Raw genomic sequence first — 18,353 nt, 5'->3', positions numbered from 1 at the left:
ATAAAAGAATGTTAGAAACATTAGAAACGGCACTTCAACAACGTTATTGCACTAAAGTATTTAAAAAAAACACCACCATTGATAAGAAAAAAGTAGACGCTTTATTAAATAGCTTAACACTTGCACCAACGTCGATTAACTCACAAGCTTGGCATCTGTTCGCAATCAGCGATCCTGCAGAAAAAGCACGCTTAGCAGAAGCCAGCTGGCCAAACAATCAAGGTAAGTACAAAGACGGCGCTTATCTTTTCATCTTTTGCGCTAAAACGGACTTTAGTCAAGAAGACCTATTAGAATTAGAAGCACTCACGGCTAACATTCGTGGTGTGGAAGTCAATCAAGAACGGGTTGCGATGCTAACGGACTACCTTGCAGGTATGCCTTCCGATGAATGCCAAGAATGGTTAATTCGTCAAGTCTATATTGTGCTTGGACAGTTTTTAACATCCTGTGCATTATTAGGTATCGATAGCTGTCCGATTGAAGGCTTCGACAAAAAGGCAATGGATGAGCTACTTGGCTTAAAAGAAAAAGGCTTAACTTCTGTTGTAAGTGCCGTCATCGGCGAACGTGCACCAGATGATTTTAATACATTAGACAAAGCAGCAAAAATCCGCTTTCCTCGTAACAAGATGATTACGGAAATAAATTAAAAGTAAGAAAGTTATTAAAACATCTAACGAAATCAATAAGGGCTGGAGTCTAAACATGGCTTCCAGCCTATTCGCTTATAAGTTTCCCAAACTTCCACTAATCAAACAAAGCACGCAAACTTGCCATTCCTTTTTCAGCAACTTGTTTTTTTTGCTCTTCTGTTTTTTTCTTAGGACCGCTTTCCCAATCTAAATCATCCTGTGGCAATTCAGATAAAAATCGACTTGGTGTTGGCTTAATTATCTCACCATATTGATTTCGCTCCTTAGCCAATATAAAAGTGAGTTCTTGTTGAGCTCGCGTAATACCTACATAGGCAAGACGACGCTCTTCATCAACATTATCTTCATCAATACTCACTTGATGCGGTAAAATTCCCTCTTCCATGCCGACCATATATACAAATGGAAACTCCAAACCTTTAGATGCATGTAAAGTCATTAATTGCACTTGGTCTAGCTCTTCATCTTCTTCATTACGAGAAAGCATATCGCGTAGCGTTAATCGTGCAACAACCTGCTCAAGGGTCATCTCTTCGTCGAGATCATCTCCCTTAAGCATTTCAGTTACCCATTTAAATAACGTCGATACGTTTTTCATACGCATTTCTGCGGCTTTCGGGCTAGGGCTACTTTCATATAACCAATCTTCATAACCAATGTCCCGAATAAGATCGCGAACAACATCAACGGGCTCTTCCCGTTTTAGACGATCATTTAATTCAACTAACCATCGCGTAAAAGACTGTAGCGATTGTAATCCTTTACCTGACAATGTTTGCTCAAGTCCCATTTCAAAACTACAGGCAAATAAATTACTTTGACGCATATTCGCATAACTGCCTAATTTTTCTAATGTGCCAGGACCAATCCCACGACGTGGTGTATTAACAGTTCTTAAAAAAGCATTATCATCTTCATGATTTACCAAAAGTTTTAAATAAGCCATGATGTCTTTTACTTCACTGCGCGCAAAGAACGACGTACCTCCACTAATACGGTAGGGAATACGGTTTTCCATTAAGACTTTTTCGAGTAATCTACTTTGATGATTGCCTCGATAAAGCACCGCATAATCCTTAAAGGATGAGCCATTCATAAATTTATGACCCGATAACTCCATCACGACCCTCTCTGCTTCATGTTGCTCATTTTTAGCAAACAGCACTTTTATCGGTTCACCGTAAGCAAGCTCACTAAACAAGCGCTTATCAAATTCATGGGGATTATTAGCAATCAGGACATTGGCCGATTTTAATATGCGCTGACTCGAACGATAATTTTGTTCCAGTTTAATTACTTTTAATTGTGGAAAATCACGTTGTAATAGCATTAAGTTCTCAGGCCGAGCACCACGCCAAGAATAAATAGATTGGTCATCATCACCTACAACGGTAAAACGCGCCCTTTCGCCAACCAATGATTTAATTAGCTCATATTGACTGGTATTCGTATCTTGATACTCATCCACCAGTAGATATTGAATTTTTTTCTGCCAGCGTAAACGCACTTCTTCCTTATGAGTTAACAATAACGTCGGTAATACAATTAAATCGTCGAAATCTAAGGCGTTATAAGCTTTTAATTGACGTTGATAAAGATCATAACAGTGCGCAAATAAAACATCTCGTTCACCTTGCGCATGTTTAATCGCCTGTGGCGGTAACACTAAAGCATTTTTCCAGTTTGATATCTGTGTAATCAATGCCTTAAGCAGATCCATATCTTCCTGTAATTGTTTTTCTGTCAACTCTTTCAAAAGTGCCAAGGTGTCTTGATCATCAAACAAAGTGAACCCCGCTTTCATCCCTAGGGTTTTATATTCTCGTTTAATAATATCTAATCCTAGCGAATGAAAGGTCGAAACCATTAATCCTCGCGCTTCTTTTCGCCCTAGGGTCTGACTCACACGTTCCTTCATCTCGCGAGCAGCTTTATTGGTAAATGTAACGGCGGCAATATTTTTAGCCTGATAATCACATTTCTGCACTAAGTGAGCTATTTTATTGGTAATTACACGGGTTTTACCACTTCCAGCCCCCGCTAAAACAAGACAGGGACCAGAAATCATTTTTACTGCTGCATCTTGTCCGGGATTAAGCTTCATGTTTTTTCCTAAATACTTATAACAGCCAAAGATTTTACGTCACTTTTATTGGAATACCAATCAACAATAGGATCTCACCTATTCCTAAACCATTACGTATCAAAAAACATTGTTACTCATCAATATAAAAAAAAACAAAATAATAAATATTTTGTTTTTAATGCATTTTAAAAGTTCGTCTCTATAATTGTGTCATTGCTCACAATTTTTAAATACTGTTAACACAAAACCATTCACAAGTTTCTGACCATTAATTTGTCGTTTAAATGAATTTTACTGTTGCATAATTATAAAAACTAACGATAATGAACGTTCATTCACTCGGGGGCTTTATGAGCAAACGACAAAAAATATTAATGACAGCAGAAACCTTGCTCGCAGAGCGTGGTTTATATGGTTTATCCATGAAATTATTAGCCGATACTGCCGGTGTTGCAGCGGGAACGATTTACCGTTACTTCGAAAATAAAGAAGCGTTAATTAATGAGCTATACCTACATATTACCCATGAAACGGCTGAAGTTTTTTTTGAAGGTTGGTCCGATGAACAAACGCCTGAACATAAATATAAGCAACTATGGGATAACGCCTTTAATGCTGTATTACAAAAACCACAACGCACCATCGTTATTGAAATGCTGTTTTCACAACCCAGTTTAGCTAAAGAACAAGCTGCTTTCTTTGACAGTCAAACGCTCTTTCCTTTGATGGAATTTTTTCAACAGGGAATAGACGAACAACGCTTTCATAACTGGAAAATACCTGCATTAATGACCCTAAGTTTTAACAGTGCCATCACGCTTGCTAAAAAAGTAATGAATAACTGCATCGACTTAGATCAAACACAAATCAATCAAGTAAGAAATGCTTCTTGGTTAATTATTCAAAAAGATTTTCAGTCCAATCATTAAGGAAAAAAAATGAAAAAATGGATCGCTTCGGCAATACTTATCGCAATACTTGTCTTTGGAAGCGTCATTGGCTTCAATGCGTTTAAAGCTGTAAAAATAAAGGAATACCTAGCCAATCGCCCTATCCCTGAACTTCCTGTTACGGTCACAACGGCCCAACTTGAAGATTGGACTCCTCATCTACGTGCCATTGGCTTCATTGAACCCATTCAAGGGGTTACGGTTGCCAGTGAAGTAGCAGGTAAAGTTGTCAAAATAAATTTTGAATCCGGTCAAAAACTAAAAGCGGGCGATCTACTGCTTTCACTTGATTCAAATGTTGAACAAGCTAACTTGAAGGCTGCACAGGGACGTATTTCAGCTGTTCAAAGCAACTACAAACGTATGACATCACTTTTAAGTAAAGGCTCCGTTTCTCAGGGCCAAGTTGATGATGCAGAAGCAGAGCTATTAAGCCTACAGGGGCAAATTGAAAGCTATAAAGCGACAATTAATCGCCGCACAATAAAAGCTCCTTTTGATGGTATCACTGGTTTACGTAATGTTTATATGGGTGAGTATTTAAGCGCAGGTACTGAAATAGTTCGCCTAGAAGATGTAAGCCGCATGCGCATTCGCTTTACCGTTGCCCAAAATGATTTGAATAAAATCTACGTTGGCCAACCAATGAATATCTTTGTCGATGCAGAGCCCGATACTGCTTTTACTGGGAAAATTTCAGCAATTGAACCTGCCGTTAACTTTCAAAGTGGCGTCATTCAAGTTCAAGCAGACATTCCAAATGTAGCCCAAAAACTACGTTCAGGCATGTTCGCAAAAGCCAATATTATTCTTCCTACATTAAAAGATCAGATCACTATTCCTGAAACGGCTATTAATTATACACTCTATGGTGAAACAGTTTATTTACTAACCGAACAACAAGATGACCAAGGAAACACATTTAAAAAGGTCACCCAACGGATCGTCACCTTAGGCAAAAGTCAAAATGGATCGGTTCATGTATTAAGTGGGTTAAATTCAGGAGATATTGTTGTTACCAGTGGACAAGTTCGTTTAAGTAATGGTGCACATGTAAAAGTTATTGAATCTGATCTTTTAAATATTCCATCTGAAATTCCAGCACTGTAGGCGGACCTATGAACTTTACAGATATATTTATACGCCGACCCGTTTTGGCAGTATCATTAAGCCTGTTGATTGTTTTACTTGGTTTACAGGCTTTAAACAGTATGCAAGTGCGTCAATACCCTAAAATGACCAATACGGTAGTCACGGTTTCAACCGGGTATTACGGTGCAAATGCTGATTTAATTCAAGGCTTTATTACCCAACCGATTGAGCAAGCCATTGCTCAGGCAGACAATATCGATTTTATTTCATCGCAAAGCTTTATGGGTAGCTCCAGCATTAAAGTTTATATGAAACTAAACACTGACCCTAATGGTGCAGTCGCCGATATCCTTGCTAAGGTAAACAGTGTTCGTTCTCAACTACCCAGCGAAGCTGAAGATCCAACCATTGATATGAGTACGGGTTCAACAACATCGGTTATCTATATCGCTTTTTCAAGTGAACAGTTAAATGCAAGTCAGATCACCGATTACCTAGAACGTGTTGTTAAACCACAATTCTTCAGTATTAATGGTGTCGCTAAAGTTAACCTTTATGGAGGAACTAAATTTGCAATGCGGATCTGGCTTGATCCGGAACGTATGGCTGGTTTTAATTTAACAACGAGTGATGTTGCGCAAATCCTACAAGCCAACAATATTCAATCGGCGACAGGACAAGCAAACAGCTATTTCACCCTAGTGAATGGGAATACAAAAACGCAAGTTACTACAACGTCTGAGCTAGAAAATCTCATTGTCGCTACTCGTGATGACGGTAAAGTGATTCGTTTACAAGATATTGCGCGCGTTTCTTTAGAAAAAAGCCATGATGTCACTCGTACTATGGCAAATGGTAATGAAGCCGTTGTCGTTGCAATTGATGCGGCACCATCGGCTAATCCATTAGACATTACAGCCGGTGTACGTGAAATGCTGCCAGGACTTGAGAAAAACAACCCAAGTTCCATTGATATGAATGTGCTATACGATTCAACCTTGGCGATACAAGAATCAATTTCAGAGGTAATCAAGACGATTGTTGAAGCGGGTTTAATTGTATTATTCGTCATGATTCTCTTTTTAGGCTCATGGCGCGCAGTTATCGTGCCTATCGTCACGATTCCTCTATCATTGATTGGTGTTATGGTGGTAATGCAACTATTTGGTTTTACGCTAAACCTGATGACATTATTAGCAATGGTACTCGCAATCGGTTTGGTGGTTGATGATGCGATCGTGGTGGTTGAAAATATTGACCGGCATATAAAAGCAGGTGAAGATCCCTTCCGAGCTGCAATTATCGGTACACGTGAAATCGCAGTCCCGGTTATATCAATGACGATTACCCTTGCCGCTGTGTATGCTCCGATTGCATTAATGGGAGGCATAACTGGCTCATTATTCTCGGAATTTGCATTAACCCTTGCCGGCTCGGTTTTTGTCTCTGGGATTATCGCACTAACATTATCACCAATGATGTGTAGTGCAATGCTTAAGAGCAACCATCAACCCAATGCCTTTGAACGCAGAGTGGAATCAACTTTATCGGGCCTAACGAATGCTTATTCTCGTTTACTCGATAAGTTAATGACACGACGCCCTGCAATTATCATATTTGCTATTTTAGTATTTGTCTCTTTACCGTTTTTATTCAAATTTATTCCCTCTGAATTAGCGCCTAAAGAAGATAATGGTGCATTTATGATGATGGCTAAAGCGCCTTCTAACGCCAACCTTGATTATATTCAAAATGGTATTGGAGCAATCACTAGCGAAATTGGCGAACAACCAGAAGTACATAGTACTTTGGCGATATCTGGTGTACCTAATGCAAACCAAGCATTCGGGATTGCTATTTTAAAACCTTGGAGTCAACGCGATAAAGATCCAAAACAACTTGCGGCTGAACTTCAACCTGTCTTTAATAATGTAGCAGCAGTAGCAACAACCGCTTTCCAAATGCCTGAATTACCAGGTTCATCCGGCGGTCTACCGGTACAGTTTGTTATTACAACAGGTAATTCATTTGAGAGCTTAGTGAGTATTGCAACGGATGTACTTGCAGAAACGCAAGCTAATGCAAACTTTGTTTATTCTGAACTGGATTTGGCCTTTGACTCTGCCACCATGAATATTAAAGTAGATCGTGATAAAGCAGGCGCCTATGGTGTCACTATGCAAGATATCGGTGCGACCTTAGCGACCTTATTAAGTGATGGTTACTTAAACCGTATTGACCTTGATGGCCGTAGTTATGAAGTAATCGCTCAGGTTGAACGAAAATATCGTCTTTCTCCTGATAAGCTAGGTAACTTTTTTGTTCGCGCTAAAAATGGCGATATGCTGCCATTAAGTAACTTAATTAGCATCGATGTCGTTGCTGAGCCACGCTCTTTACCTCACTTTAATCAATTAAACAGTGCCACCATCGGGGCCGTATTATCACCCGGAGTAGCAATGGGCGATGCAATTGATTTCTTTGAGAATATTGCTGAAACTAAATTACCACAGGGTTATCGTCATGATTATCTTGGGGAAGCACGTCAATTCGTTACCGAAGGCGGCGCGTTATACATCACTTTTATATTAGCTATATTGATTATTTTCTTAGTACTTGCGAGTCAATTTGAAAGTATTCGTGATCCATTAGTTATCTTGATGACGGTTCCTCTTGCGATCAGTGGTGCATTAGTCGCACTTGCTTGGGGAGCGGCAACCATGAATATCTACACACAGGTAGGTTTAATTACCTTGGTAGGATTAATTACTAAGCATGGTATTTTGATTGCTGAAGTTGCGAAGGAAGAACAATTAAATCATGGATTAAGTCGTATTGATGCCGTAAAAAAAGCAGCAACCGTTCGGTTACGCCCAATTCTAATGACAACCGCCGCGATGGTTGCGGGTCTGATACCATTACTATTCGCCAGTGGCGCAGGTGCGGTCAGTCGTTTTGATATTGGTATCGTTATCGTGGCAGGTTTATCAATCGGAACGTTATTTACGCTACTGATATTACCAGTGATTTATTCCTTTGTTGCAAGTTCACACAAAGAAACACAAGTCTTTGATGAAACGATTGTGCATAAGATACATGAAGGAAGAAAACCTAAACTGCTAGAAAATAAAGAACAAGAAAGTTAAAAGCTCAATGGGTTAATCATGCAAAATAAAAAACCACTGTTATTGCTATAACAGTGGCTTTTTTAATAAATTACAACAGAGAAAGTGATTTCAGTAATGTATTTAAGATTAAGCAATCAGGTTTAAGATTAGATTGATAATAACGAGCATTGTTTATCATCATTTGATATCTCAATTGAGGATCTTCCATCAATGTTAAAGACTGTGTAACGCACTCTTCAGGTGTAGTAAATTCAAGATAGTTTTTATCTTTAGCAAAATCACCTGGTACTTCAAACATTAGTTTCTCAGAAACAATCGCCTTAGAAAGTGCAACATATTCAGCAAATTTCCAACCTATCGAATCATGCAGTCCCGTCGTTGCAATACAGATAGGATAAGATCTTAAGTTTTTAAGGTAATTTCCTTTTCGGGTGATTCTATTATCTGGAACCAACAAGTTTTTGTAATGCTTAACGGTAAAATCAGTTTGTTGAAAACCACCAAAGAATTTATCACCGAGCTCTCTTCTCAACAAACGGATACAATTTGCTCTACTTTCATTAATATGCGCTCTTTCTTCGGCCTTAAATTCACTTCTTTCTGGATTATTATAAGGATCATATGCAGTCACCAAAAACAAAGCTTTAGCAGGCAGGTTATAGGGTAATGCCTCTAATGCTTTTAACCTAGGTGTGGCCTTAATAAAATTATATACATCAAGAGATTCAAATAAAGCCGCGCATTTTTGGTTTAACTTATAATTTAATCCAAATACTCTTTTAACAGCAAGCCAATCAACATCATTACTTAAAACTTTATAGTTAAGCCCTAATGGAAATATCTTATTCGAGTATTTAGGTGTTTTACCAATATAAGACTCCGAAAATGAGCGTTTAAAATAAATATCGCAATTTTGAAGATACTGTTCATCTACTTCAATTGCATCGTGAGTATCATAATGAATAGTCAATTGGTCATTTAAAACAACGGTTAAATGAGCATGACGCGCATCTTGAAGATGTTGCGCTCTTGTTTTATCAATTATGACATCATCACTTAACTCCTGCTCTAACTCAATAAGACCCCGTTTAGCTAGCAACAAAAAACCTGTATAAATTTGGCTTAAATGATGACTCAATGAATGGGAAATTAGTTTACATTTTATTTTTGACACGGGGCTCATCCCTTAGAGTTGATGAAGTATATTGCACTTTATGAATGCCTCCCAAAACACAAAGCAGTATAATAATACATTTGTACGTTACATGTATTATATCTATATAATTTTTAAAGAATTTATAACATATAATATAACAACAATATTTATATTAAGAAACATCAACTCAATCAGTAAATAAAGCTTTGTCCTCTTAAAATAATCATAAATTACGCATTGTATCTATAATTTAACCATTTAAAAAAAGTAAAAAAAAAGGTAGTCTCTCTTCTTTATATCTCTGATGAGAACCAGAAAAGGATGTCAAAATTAATGAAAGGTAATATTAAATCAAACATAAAAAAAGCATGTTTGAAATTAATTTTCAAGGCGAATTATATCCTTAACAATTACAACGATATTATTTGGCTTTTGGGTGATGGAAGAAGCGGAACAACATGGGTTGCAAATCTCATCAACCATGACAAAAAATTTAGAGAAATATTTGAGCCTTTTCATCCAAAACGTAATATTGATATGCACTTTATAGTGCCCCATCAATATTACCGTCCGAATGAGATAAACGAAGAATTGAAATCCATTTCATCTACACTCTTCAGCGGTAAATACACAAATAAGAAAGTTGATGTAGGAAGCCACACGCTTCTATATAAAGGTTTACTGATAAAAGATATTTTTGCAAACTTATTATGTTATCCAACATCACTCGAATTTCCTAATATCAAACCTATATTATTAATTAGGAACCCTTTTTCAGTTGCATTATCAAAGTCCAAAAAGAAAAACTGGTTTTGGGGGACAGACCCATTAGAACTATTAAATCAAGCTTCATTACGAGAAGATTATCTACTCCCTTTTGAAGATTTAATAAAAGAGGTTAGTGCTAGAAATAACTATATATTAAATCAAATTTTGATCTGGTCAATTATTAACTATATTCCCCTTAAACAATTCAAACCAAGCAGTATTCACATATGTTTTTATGAATGCATTTATGAAAACCCAAATGATGAAATAACTAAAATATTTGAGTTTTTATGGGGCACATCATCCCCTCAAAAAACAAACATTACTTTTACCGATGAATTCCTTAGTAAACCCAGTCATGTTATTGGAAAAGACAGTAATTTATTATCCGGTACCTCTCCAATTTTGTCTTGGAAAGACGAAATACCATTAAATATTATTGAAGATGGGTTGAACATTATGAAACATTTTGAGTTACATGAGTTGTATGGCGAAAATGGAATGCCAAACATAAATGTATTAAAAAAAATTCATGGAGTTAATTAATACTCATAAAAAATCCGATGTTACTAATAACATCGGATTCTTAATCAATTAGCTCAATTTATATAGTTCTATCGCCTAACCGTTTAATGCATATTACTCATCACTGCATAGTTAACCCAGCGAACTTGATTTTACTATACCCACCAATTGAACTTTCTGGGTTTAATTTTACCTCAACCTCTCCTGAAAATTCAAAATCAATGCGTATATAAAACCATTTATACCCCTTCGTTAATTCAATTATATGCTCTTCACCATTCAGTGTTAATATTAATTCAATCGTCTTGATATCAGTACTTACCCAAGCTCCAGCTTGAAGATATAGTGATGCTTGAACGAAATCGTCATTATCACTATTTAGTTTAAGGGAAATAGAACTATCTTTATCCCAAGAAATTTGAGTATTTCCTAGAGCGACAGTATCTCCATTATCAATAAAGGTATAGATACCATCTGCATATTTACTAGTGCCCTCATAATTTATTGCACTCACAGAACCAGAACTTAAATCAGTATTACCCGTAATAAATTCAGAAGTAACATATTCTGTATCCGTTATATCAATTTCCGCAACGCTATCTAAATTAGCAAAGTTAAAATATGCAACACCTGGTTCGCTTTCGCTAACTTCATCTTCAACAACATAACCTTCTGTCGCATTATTTAACAAAACACCAGCCACTTTTATTTTACTATAGCCGCCAAAGCTACCAAGAGGCTTGATAGTTACTTGTGCTAAAGTATCAAAAGTTATATCAATCTTTAAATAATACCAAGTATAACCTTTAGGTAAAGTAATGGTTTCACTATTTTCTCCGGCAGAAATTAGAATACTTGCTTCATCATCAGTCCAAGCCCCAATAGATAAATAAACTGAAGCAACCTGCTCTTCCCCATTACCGTTAAGAGTAAAATCAACATTATTAGATGAATCATAATTCATACTAACAAAACCATTATCTAATTCTTCCTCCTGATCTTTTAAAACAAATAAAGATGATGAATCCACATAATACATTTTTCCATCATTTATTTTATAATTAATAGAACTTACACTATCATCACTAAATTCAGAATTATATGTAGCATCAGATTTAAAACTATAAAATTCTCGACCCTCAAGATTTATTTCTGTAATTTTGTCTACAAAATCATACGAAATATCTGCACTCCCAGCTTCAAAACTAGAAACATTTTCGCTAACTTCAGATAAAGTATTAGATGAATCTAAAATTTCATCTTCCATAACAGTCACATCTATACATGCTTCATCTGAATAAGCGGTTCCTGCATTATTAAATGCACCTATTTGGTAACAATACGTACCACTATTCGTAATATCTGAATCTGTATATGAAGTCATATCCGAATCAACAGTCGCAATAAGAGAAAAATCGCCACTTACCCCTTGCTTTCGTTCAATCTTAAAACCTGTTTCATCATCGGCATTATCGACCCAATTAACCACCCATTGATTACCTGATGCTGTTGGTAAGACTTCAATATTTTCATTTACTAGTTTAAACACTTCGTTCTTTTGATGGTTTTGCCAACCTTTATATATAACCCCCCCACACAGAACTACAGCTACAACTGTAGCTATTTTTAACCCAGTAGACTTTTCAACTAAAAAGTTAAAAAGTCCTTTTTTTAGTATATTGAGCATTGTCTTACTCCCACATTAGATAAAACTTCCTCCAATAAAATTAGCCTCACATTCTAAATAAAACAAATTAATAATATTAATAATCTAACTTTCCAATTAAATTAACCCAGAATAAAACAGCTAATATATTAATTTATTCAATTATTCATATTTATTTTTCTAAAAGGTAAATTTAAACAGGTCACGATTTAATAAAGCAGCCTATGGATACATACTTTAATATCAGAGCACTAACAAATTTAAGCTAACCGACACACAATTTAAATAAGTAGTTTAACGAACTTAACAAAGATAACTGAGATCAGTTGATCTGCTTAGTGGAGCTATTTTAATAAAAAATAAGCAAAGTTATATTAAAACTCATATTCAGATAATAAGTACGATTTACATCATGTATAAACTAATAACACAAAAATATTAGTTTTAAATAACAACACGTTACAAATATCCCAACAATTCTATATAAATGCTTTAATATTTTTAATTTGCTCAAGCTCTTTTTGACTGAAGTATTCTGTATCTTCTTTATTTCGATTAATGAGTGGATTACAAGTTAAATATTTCTTTATTTCGATTGAAAAACCTAGACCACAAAATACACATATTCTTTGTATTTCAGAGTCTGGGTTTGTTAAAAAGTTTTCGTAATTTAACTCGATGATATTAGCTTTCGTTACTTTAATTTCCTTTAATGTAAGTTCATTTAATTTATAAACTTGGTAAGCAGTGAGCTGCAACTGTGAATTCTTAATTCCGTTAATTTTTTTTTCATTTTTTGAGTCAACTAAACCATTCCACCAAATATTATTAGCCCCTCCATTTTTCCAAAAATCAACATTCATCAATGAACTAATAGTCGGAATGCTTTTACGTTTAACACGAATAAAACAAGCATCGGGAAATATTGACTGAAGAAATTTTATTCGAGATGGACCTGTAATTTTAAAAGCTAACCTTTCTTTTCCTTGTTTTCGCACTAACGACGAAAAGTAACGACGTATTGATTTCTTTTCAATCTCTGTTGCTTCTCTATTTATGACTCCCTTTGAAAATTCTTCACCAATCAAATAATCCCACATAGGGTAACTTTCATCTGCTTTAAAAGCATATTTGTTCAAAATACCCACTTTATGTAATTGGCTCTTATTACCATGTATATCGATATATTTATTTTGGAAAAAACGTCTTAAAACATTAAGGCTAACTAGCTTAGGAAAGCGATCACTATAATTACTTGGCCATGCTAATGTGTTATTCGACAAAATTGTTTCAGCAATAATAGTCGTTCCAGACCGAGGAACACCAATGAATATTATCGGGCGTACTAACACATCTTTCATTACAACCTCTTTAAATTAGATTCATTAATTAAGGCTTTATTTATTTCTTCATATACAAAATAAGTCCGTTCAGCTACCTTCTCTGAGTGGTATGATTCAGTAGCTATCAACCTCGATTTACTTTCCATATCCAGCTTTGACTTTTTGTTATCTAGTATTATCTTTATTTTGTCTGCAATATTTTTTTCGTCGAATGGGTTAATCAAATAACCTGTTTCACTGTTTTTTACCATATAAGGCATTCCACATCGATTCGATGTAATAACAGGCACTCCAACAGCCATAGCCTCTTCAATTCCCATCGGGGAATTCTCTTCTAAGGAAGTTAAAGCATAAATAGAAGCAGTGCTTAACTCTTGCATGACCTGTTGAGTGGATATTCTTCCCAAAAATTTCACGTTATCTTCTAGTTTATGCTGTTGAATCCAATCAAGTTGTGATTGTGCATAATCTTTATCGCCGATACTGCCTGCAACTCTGAGCTGAATGTCATATCCCATCTTAATCAATAAATTAACGGCTTTAACTAATTGAAGGCTGTTTTTACGTGGACAAATAACAGCTGATGTAAAAATGGTATTAGGTATTTCCTGACGTTTTACAGAAAAAAACGTATTTGAAATAGGGTTATCAATATCATAAATAATAGCCGGAGATACGGATGACACTCGTTCTCTCACATAGGGGCTGATTGAAATAATATTAGGCTGTTTTGACCAACTTTTTTTCTCTACATATTCCCATAGTTTAGATCGAAGCCATTTAAATTTTCCACCCGCTAATAACGTATCACCATAAATAAAACCATGAACAGTAAAGACTTTCGGAATATGGACATCTTGTACCATGATTCCATATGTATCGTGAGCATGAATTAAATCTGGTTTTAGTTTTGACAGATAATCAGAAATTAACTTTTTACTTTTAGTTATTGCATTCAGCAATTCACTTCCCACTGGTTTAGGCAAACGATGGACAAGCACATTATTCCAGTACGCTTTAGTACTTTTGGAAACTTCAGGGCATAGCGTAATCACATGAATATCAAGATTTTGATACGTAGAAAGAGAACGGACTAAATTAACACTGACAGCTTCAACGCCGCCCAGTGGCTTATTTATATCAATAGGAAACTGAGTCACAAAGGCAAGTTTTATAACAGCCATAATAGACCTTAAACCGGATTGGTTATATTTATAAAAATATTTTCAAACCGTTCCATTACATTATCTACAGAATGGTTTGTTTGATAATACTCTCTTGCATTACTTGAATGAGTTTCCCAAAGCTTTTTATCTGAACAAAGGGTCTGAATACCAGATACTAATTCATTTTTGTTTTTTGCTCTTAAACCTAGCTGTTTTTCTTCAATTAAAGAATCAGGATCGAATGTCGAAACGATGGGTAATCCTTGACTCCATGCTTCTAAAAATGTGTTAGGGAATCCCTCATATTCAGAGGTACAACAAAACAGCGTACTAGAACGATAAAGCGCAGGCATATCTGCTCGAGCTACCATACCTAAATAGTCAATGTTATCTGCTTTATTCATTGAATCTATTAAATCTTGAGAATATCCACTCTCTTTACCAGGGCTTCCACCAACAACAAAATTATATTCAGGCAATTCAGCTGCCACCTCCAATAAAATCTCCAAACGCTTACTTCGATGCATCCGCGCAGCCCAAAGTATTGATGGTTTGTTTTCACCCCAAGACCGTGGTTTGTATTCACTTGGAGTAGGCCCGGGACAGGGCATTGGCATAATAATAGAATCTAGATTAAAACCTTTTTTTAACGAATTTTTTTGAGTATTCGTCTGAGCTATAACTTGATCTGCGTTTAATAATCCATATTTATATAACCAACGCTCTCTCAACGTATGCATAACAGCGAGACTTGGTTCTGCATCTGCATCATTAGCCAATGAGTAAACAAATTTCTTATTATTAGCTTTACACCACATCGCCACTTGGCCTGTCACATACTCACCACAATTTTGGTAATAAACGTCAGCATCGGCTCGTTTCATTGCAGCAATCAGCCCCGTCCACCTCGGGTAAAAAAACCGAACACCTGGCAACCCAGAGTCTTTACGGCATATTTTAATAACCTGCACACCATCGACTATTTCATCTTCTGCCGGCCCCTCAGTCCAAGTTAATAATGAAACTTTATGGCCTTGCTTAACTAACCATTTAGCCATTAGACTTGTTTGTCTTTCTACGCCACCAATTGCACCTTTCGAACCACCAGTAATAGCACCATAAGCAAGATGGGCCACTAGACAAATTTTTACCATTATTTAACCTTTTCTTTAAAATTTAATCAGTAATTTTCATGAATTAGCTCAGTGATTAAGTAAGTATAAAATTTCTGATTTCGTTTTATTTACAGGGAAATTAAAACGCTTTAGCGTCATTAACTCATCTTTTGATTTACATAGCCCAAGATCCGTCGTAAAAGCAGCCCTATAATGGGTTTGTTTTAGTAAATCAATTGATAATTGATTGTAATCACCATTAGGATAACAAAAATAATGACACTTAGTTGATAAGTTAGCTTCAATTTCTTTTTTAGAATTAACCAATTGCTCTAATATCTCATTTTTAGACAAACTATCAATTCGCCAATGATTAACCGTATGACTTCCAATATCAATTCGTTTTTGTTTAAATGCATTATCAATTTCTTGCCATGAAGCAATCGCAGACCAATCATCTTCTTTACAAATATCTGCTAAAGCCTTTCCTGAACGTGATTCAAGCATTTCTGATAACGCAGTAAATAACTGATTCAGATCCGCATCATTATTAAATGTGTTTTTGCATTGATCTCTAAATTTTTTATAGCTATCAGTCAAAGCTTGTCGAGAACTAGTATCAAAAACGTACTGAACACCATGATAATTAAATCTTATTGATTCTTCCCCCATATTTTGTTGCAGTGCATAATCCAAACGATCAAACCAAAAAGGTAAACCAGAATTAATATGTCCCGTTGTAATAAAAAACATTGGCTTAATATTAAAACGCTCACAAATAGGCAATGCATAATCCAAGGTATTTCGATATCCATCATCAAAAGTAATCAATAACGCATTATCAATAGGAGCAATTCTTCCGTCTAATAAATCAACACACTGTTCTATTGTTATAAAATGGTAATATTTAGATAGTATGACTAATACCCGTTCTAATTCACTGGGTAAGAGTTGTTGACGTAATGGGGTCCATTTTACGCTTTCATTTTGAGCCATCACACCATGTAACATTAAAACTGTTACTTTATTTCTATTTTTATAATGTAAGTAGTTTAAAATTCCTAATAAAGATAAACAATCGAGAATAGTTTTTTTCAAACAACATTTGATTTTATTTAACACATAAGACTCCCTGTCTCATCATGAAACTATTATTAAACTTCTTTTTTAATAAATGAATTAATCAAATTACTTTGTTTTTTATCTTCAACTTTTTTTCTTTCAATGTACACTCGAAGCATCAACGCCATAGCTGCCCACATTCCGACAGCCCCCTCTCTAGGATAAAAATTCTGACTGCCAATTGAGGCAATTAAAAAAGCTAACACTAAAGACAAACACAGCCCTCCTGTTACTACATAAATAGTTTCTCTTTTATCTTTAAACAAACTCCATGCATATTTAATAATTAATAAATAAAACAAGAACACAGGGATTAATCCAATAAAACCATTATCTTCAATCCATTGCAAATAGGCATTATGTGGGTGTGGAAATAACTCTTGACCATTTGAGATAATTAAAAGCTGCAGCGTAATACCTTCATTTACGGTTGAATTACGACCATGACCAAAAAATGGTGCCTCCTGTATAGATTCCCAAACCATGGGCCAAATTAATACACGACCAGAAGTTAAGGAATGTGTGTCGACTCCCTCGCCTTCAAAATTAATTGTATCAGTCTGATTAACATCAGGTTCAGAAGTGATACCAAATTCCATTCTATCTATTGCAGAAGGGGCCACCATTAAAATCCCTCCCAATATAACTGGCGCTAACAATAAATATTTACGCCATTTTAATATACAAAAAAAGGCTCCTAAACAAACCCAAGTAACATACCCCATTCGCCCCCCCGTCATCGCCATTGCAAGCAAAATACAGCAACAAGAAGGAATTATTAAAAATAGATATAGCTTCTTACTAACGAATTCTTTCAAACAAAATACAGCCCAAAAAGCCCCACTCATCATCATTGACATGTTAACCCGATGATATCCGACATTACTAGATAAAATCTTTAAAGCCTTTCTTTGTAAGCTATTACCTGAAAGAGTTAATGAACCGAATTTCATCGCTTTAATCACTTGTAATGCAAGTAGTACATATAAGAAGGCAATCGCAAGAATTGCAAAATTATATTGCTTACGATCACGGCAACCATCAAAAATAATCATCGCTGGTATTACCCACTTAAAACAATTTATTAAATACTCATTTATAATACTTAGAGTTGAATCCATCTCACTACCATAAACAGTATTAAATTCCACCGCACCACTCATATCATTTAAATAACGCAGAACACTTAATACAATAAAAAAGCCATAAAAAAATAATAACAAATTTATTTTAACAGGCATTTCCCACGTTAAATGTTGTTTTCCTCTATTCACCATCCATGAAAAAGTGACATTTAAAAATAAAAAATTCCAATGATTAAAACCAGGAATTCCAGCAATCGATTTAGGCATATCTGGATGTTGAAAAACAGCCATTAAAAGAACCAACCAACATGCGGACTTAAACCAATCTTTCCAGGCAAGAACTGACAAATAACAAATCAACAATGTAAGTAAAGAAAGACGAATCAAATTAACTACCTAAAACGATATCAAAAACATAGCTACATTATACCCGAATCTATATCAAAACGTTCAACGCAAATAATAAATCACATCTAAAAAAAAAGACCTCTGTCA

At 35.4% G+C, this 18,353-nt stretch carries 13 protein-coding genes; 5 read left to right on the top strand and 8 right to left on the bottom strand.

The features are described 5' to 3' along the window. The first annotated feature begins 8 nt into the window (after positions 1-8). Positions 9-653 carry a nitroreductase family protein gene (locus tag ACR30L_RS01460; protein ID WP_435236278.1) on the top strand — a complete coding sequence of 215 codons (645 nt, stop codon included), beginning with the start codon at positions 9-11 and terminating at the stop codon, positions 651-653. A 97-nt stretch (positions 654-750) separates the two neighbouring features. Here the strand turns inward: ACR30L_RS01460 and rep are convergent, their stop codons facing one another. Next, a complete protein-coding gene (gene rep, locus ACR30L_RS01455; RefSeq protein ID WP_435236277.1) occupies positions 751-2,760 on the bottom strand; it encodes a DNA helicase Rep in 2,010 nt (669 codons plus the stop codon). A 332-nt stretch (positions 2,761-3,092) separates the two neighbouring features. Here rep and ACR30L_RS01450 point away from each other — a divergent pair, with 332 nt between their 5' ends. From ACR30L_RS01450 to ACR30L_RS01440, 3 genes are read left to right on the top strand one after another with little or no spacing between them, the layout of a single operon-like run. Next, a complete protein-coding gene (locus ACR30L_RS01450) occupies positions 3,093-3,671 on the top strand; it encodes a TetR/AcrR family transcriptional regulator (RefSeq protein ID WP_435236276.1) in 579 nt (192 codons plus the stop codon). A 9-nt stretch (positions 3,672-3,680) separates the two neighbouring features. Beyond that, positions 3,681-4,802, top strand: coding sequence for an efflux RND transporter periplasmic adaptor subunit (locus ACR30L_RS01445; RefSeq protein WP_435236275.1), 1,122 nt, complete (start codon positions 3,681-3,683; stop codon positions 4,800-4,802). 8 nt (positions 4,803-4,810) lie between these two features. Beyond that, a complete protein-coding gene (locus ACR30L_RS01440; protein ID WP_435236274.1) occupies positions 4,811-7,930 on the top strand; it encodes a multidrug efflux RND transporter permease subunit in 3,120 nt (1,039 codons plus the stop codon). 70 nt (positions 7,931-8,000) lie between these two features. Here ACR30L_RS01440 and ACR30L_RS01435 read toward each other — a convergent pair whose 3' ends face one another. Next, entirely contained in the window at positions 8,001-9,086 is a 1,086-nt protein-coding gene (locus ACR30L_RS01435) for a hypothetical protein (protein ID WP_435236273.1), read from the bottom strand. A gap of 315 nt (positions 9,087-9,401) precedes the next feature. Here ACR30L_RS01435 and ACR30L_RS01430 point away from each other — a divergent pair, with 315 nt between their 5' ends. Continuing rightward, positions 9,402-10,382, top strand: coding sequence for a sulfotransferase domain-containing protein (locus tag ACR30L_RS01430; protein WP_435236272.1), 981 nt, complete (start codon positions 9,402-9,404; stop codon positions 10,380-10,382). A gap of 100 nt (positions 10,383-10,482) precedes the next feature. On the opposite strand, the gene ACR30L_RS01425 is transcribed toward ACR30L_RS01430, so the two are convergent. From ACR30L_RS01425 to ACR30L_RS01400, 6 genes are all read right to left on the bottom strand, one after another. Next, positions 10,483-12,048, bottom strand: a complete 1,566-nt coding sequence (locus ACR30L_RS01425; RefSeq protein ID WP_435236271.1) for a hypothetical protein — start codon at positions 12,046-12,048, stop codon at positions 10,483-10,485. Between the two features lie 458 nt (positions 12,049-12,506). Continuing rightward, the gene (locus ACR30L_RS01420) at positions 12,507-13,388 is read right to left on the bottom strand and encodes a sulfotransferase (protein ID WP_435236270.1); all 882 of its coding nucleotides are present in this window, start codon (positions 13,386-13,388) and stop codon (positions 12,507-12,509) included. Then, positions 13,388-14,554 (bottom strand): glycosyltransferase family 4 protein, encoded by a 1,167-nt coding sequence (locus ACR30L_RS01415; protein ID WP_435236269.1) that lies wholly within the window; start codon positions 14,552-14,554, stop codon positions 13,388-13,390. The genes ACR30L_RS01420 and ACR30L_RS01415 overlap by 1 nt, the downstream gene beginning before the upstream one ends. 8 nt (positions 14,555-14,562) lie before the next feature. After that, positions 14,563-15,690, bottom strand: a complete 1,128-nt coding sequence (locus ACR30L_RS01410; RefSeq protein WP_435236268.1) for a glycosyltransferase family 4 protein — start codon at positions 15,688-15,690, stop codon at positions 14,563-14,565. A 48-nt stretch (positions 15,691-15,738) separates the two neighbouring features. Then, a complete protein-coding gene (locus ACR30L_RS01405; protein ID WP_435236267.1) occupies positions 15,739-16,773 on the bottom strand; it encodes a polysaccharide deacetylase family protein in 1,035 nt (344 codons plus the stop codon). Between the two features lie 32 nt (positions 16,774-16,805). Next, a complete protein-coding gene (locus ACR30L_RS01400) occupies positions 16,806-18,149 on the bottom strand; it encodes an O-antigen ligase family protein (protein WP_435236266.1) in 1,344 nt (447 codons plus the stop codon). Positions 18,150-18,353: the final 204 nt, after the last annotated feature.

This window comes from Psychromonas saccharinae (assembly GCF_051201515.1).
Taxonomy (GTDB): Bacteria; Pseudomonadota; Gammaproteobacteria; order Enterobacterales; family Psychromonadaceae; genus Psychromonas.
The sequence above is the reverse complement of the archived record's forward strand: the minus strand, read 5'-3'. Positions and strand labels throughout refer to the sequence as shown.

What these genes read in the sequence shown, in the direction of transcription:
- ACR30L_RS01445 (WP_435236275.1), top strand. Translation starts at nt 3,681, where the DNA reads ATGAAAAAATGGATCGCTTCGGCAATACTTATCGCAATACTTGTCTTT.
- ACR30L_RS01430 (WP_435236272.1), top strand. Translation starts at nt 9,402, where the DNA reads ATGAAAGGTAATATTAAATCAAACATAAAAAAAGCATGTTTGAAATTA.
- ACR30L_RS01410 (WP_435236268.1), bottom strand. Translation starts at nt 15,690, where the DNA reads ATGGTAAAAATTTGTCTAGTGGCCCATCTTGCTTATGGTGCTATTACT.
- ACR30L_RS01415 (WP_435236269.1), bottom strand. Translation starts at nt 14,554, where the DNA reads ATGGCTGTTATAAAACTTGCCTTTGTGACTCAGTTTCCTATTGATATA.
- rep (WP_435236277.1), bottom strand. Translation starts at nt 2,760, where the DNA reads ATGAAGCTTAATCCCGGACAAGATGCAGCAGTAAAAATGATTTCTGGT.
- ACR30L_RS01425 (WP_435236271.1), bottom strand. Translation starts at nt 12,048, where the DNA reads ATGCTCAATATACTAAAAAAAGGACTTTTTAACTTTTTAGTTGAAAAG.
- ACR30L_RS01440 (WP_435236274.1), top strand. Translation starts at nt 4,811, where the DNA reads ATGAACTTTACAGATATATTTATACGCCGACCCGTTTTGGCAGTATCA.
- ACR30L_RS01460 (WP_435236278.1), top strand. Translation starts at nt 9, where the DNA reads ATGTTAGAAACATTAGAAACGGCACTTCAACAACGTTATTGCACTAAA.
- ACR30L_RS01450 (WP_435236276.1), top strand. Translation starts at nt 3,093, where the DNA reads ATGAGCAAACGACAAAAAATATTAATGACAGCAGAAACCTTGCTCGCA.
- ACR30L_RS01420 (WP_435236270.1), bottom strand. Translation starts at nt 13,388, where the DNA reads ATGAAAGATGTGTTAGTACGCCCGATAATATTCATTGGTGTTCCTCGG.
- ACR30L_RS01400 (WP_435236266.1), bottom strand. Translation starts at nt 18,149, where the DNA reads ATGGCTGTTTTTCAACATCCAGATATGCCTAAATCGATTGCTGGAATT.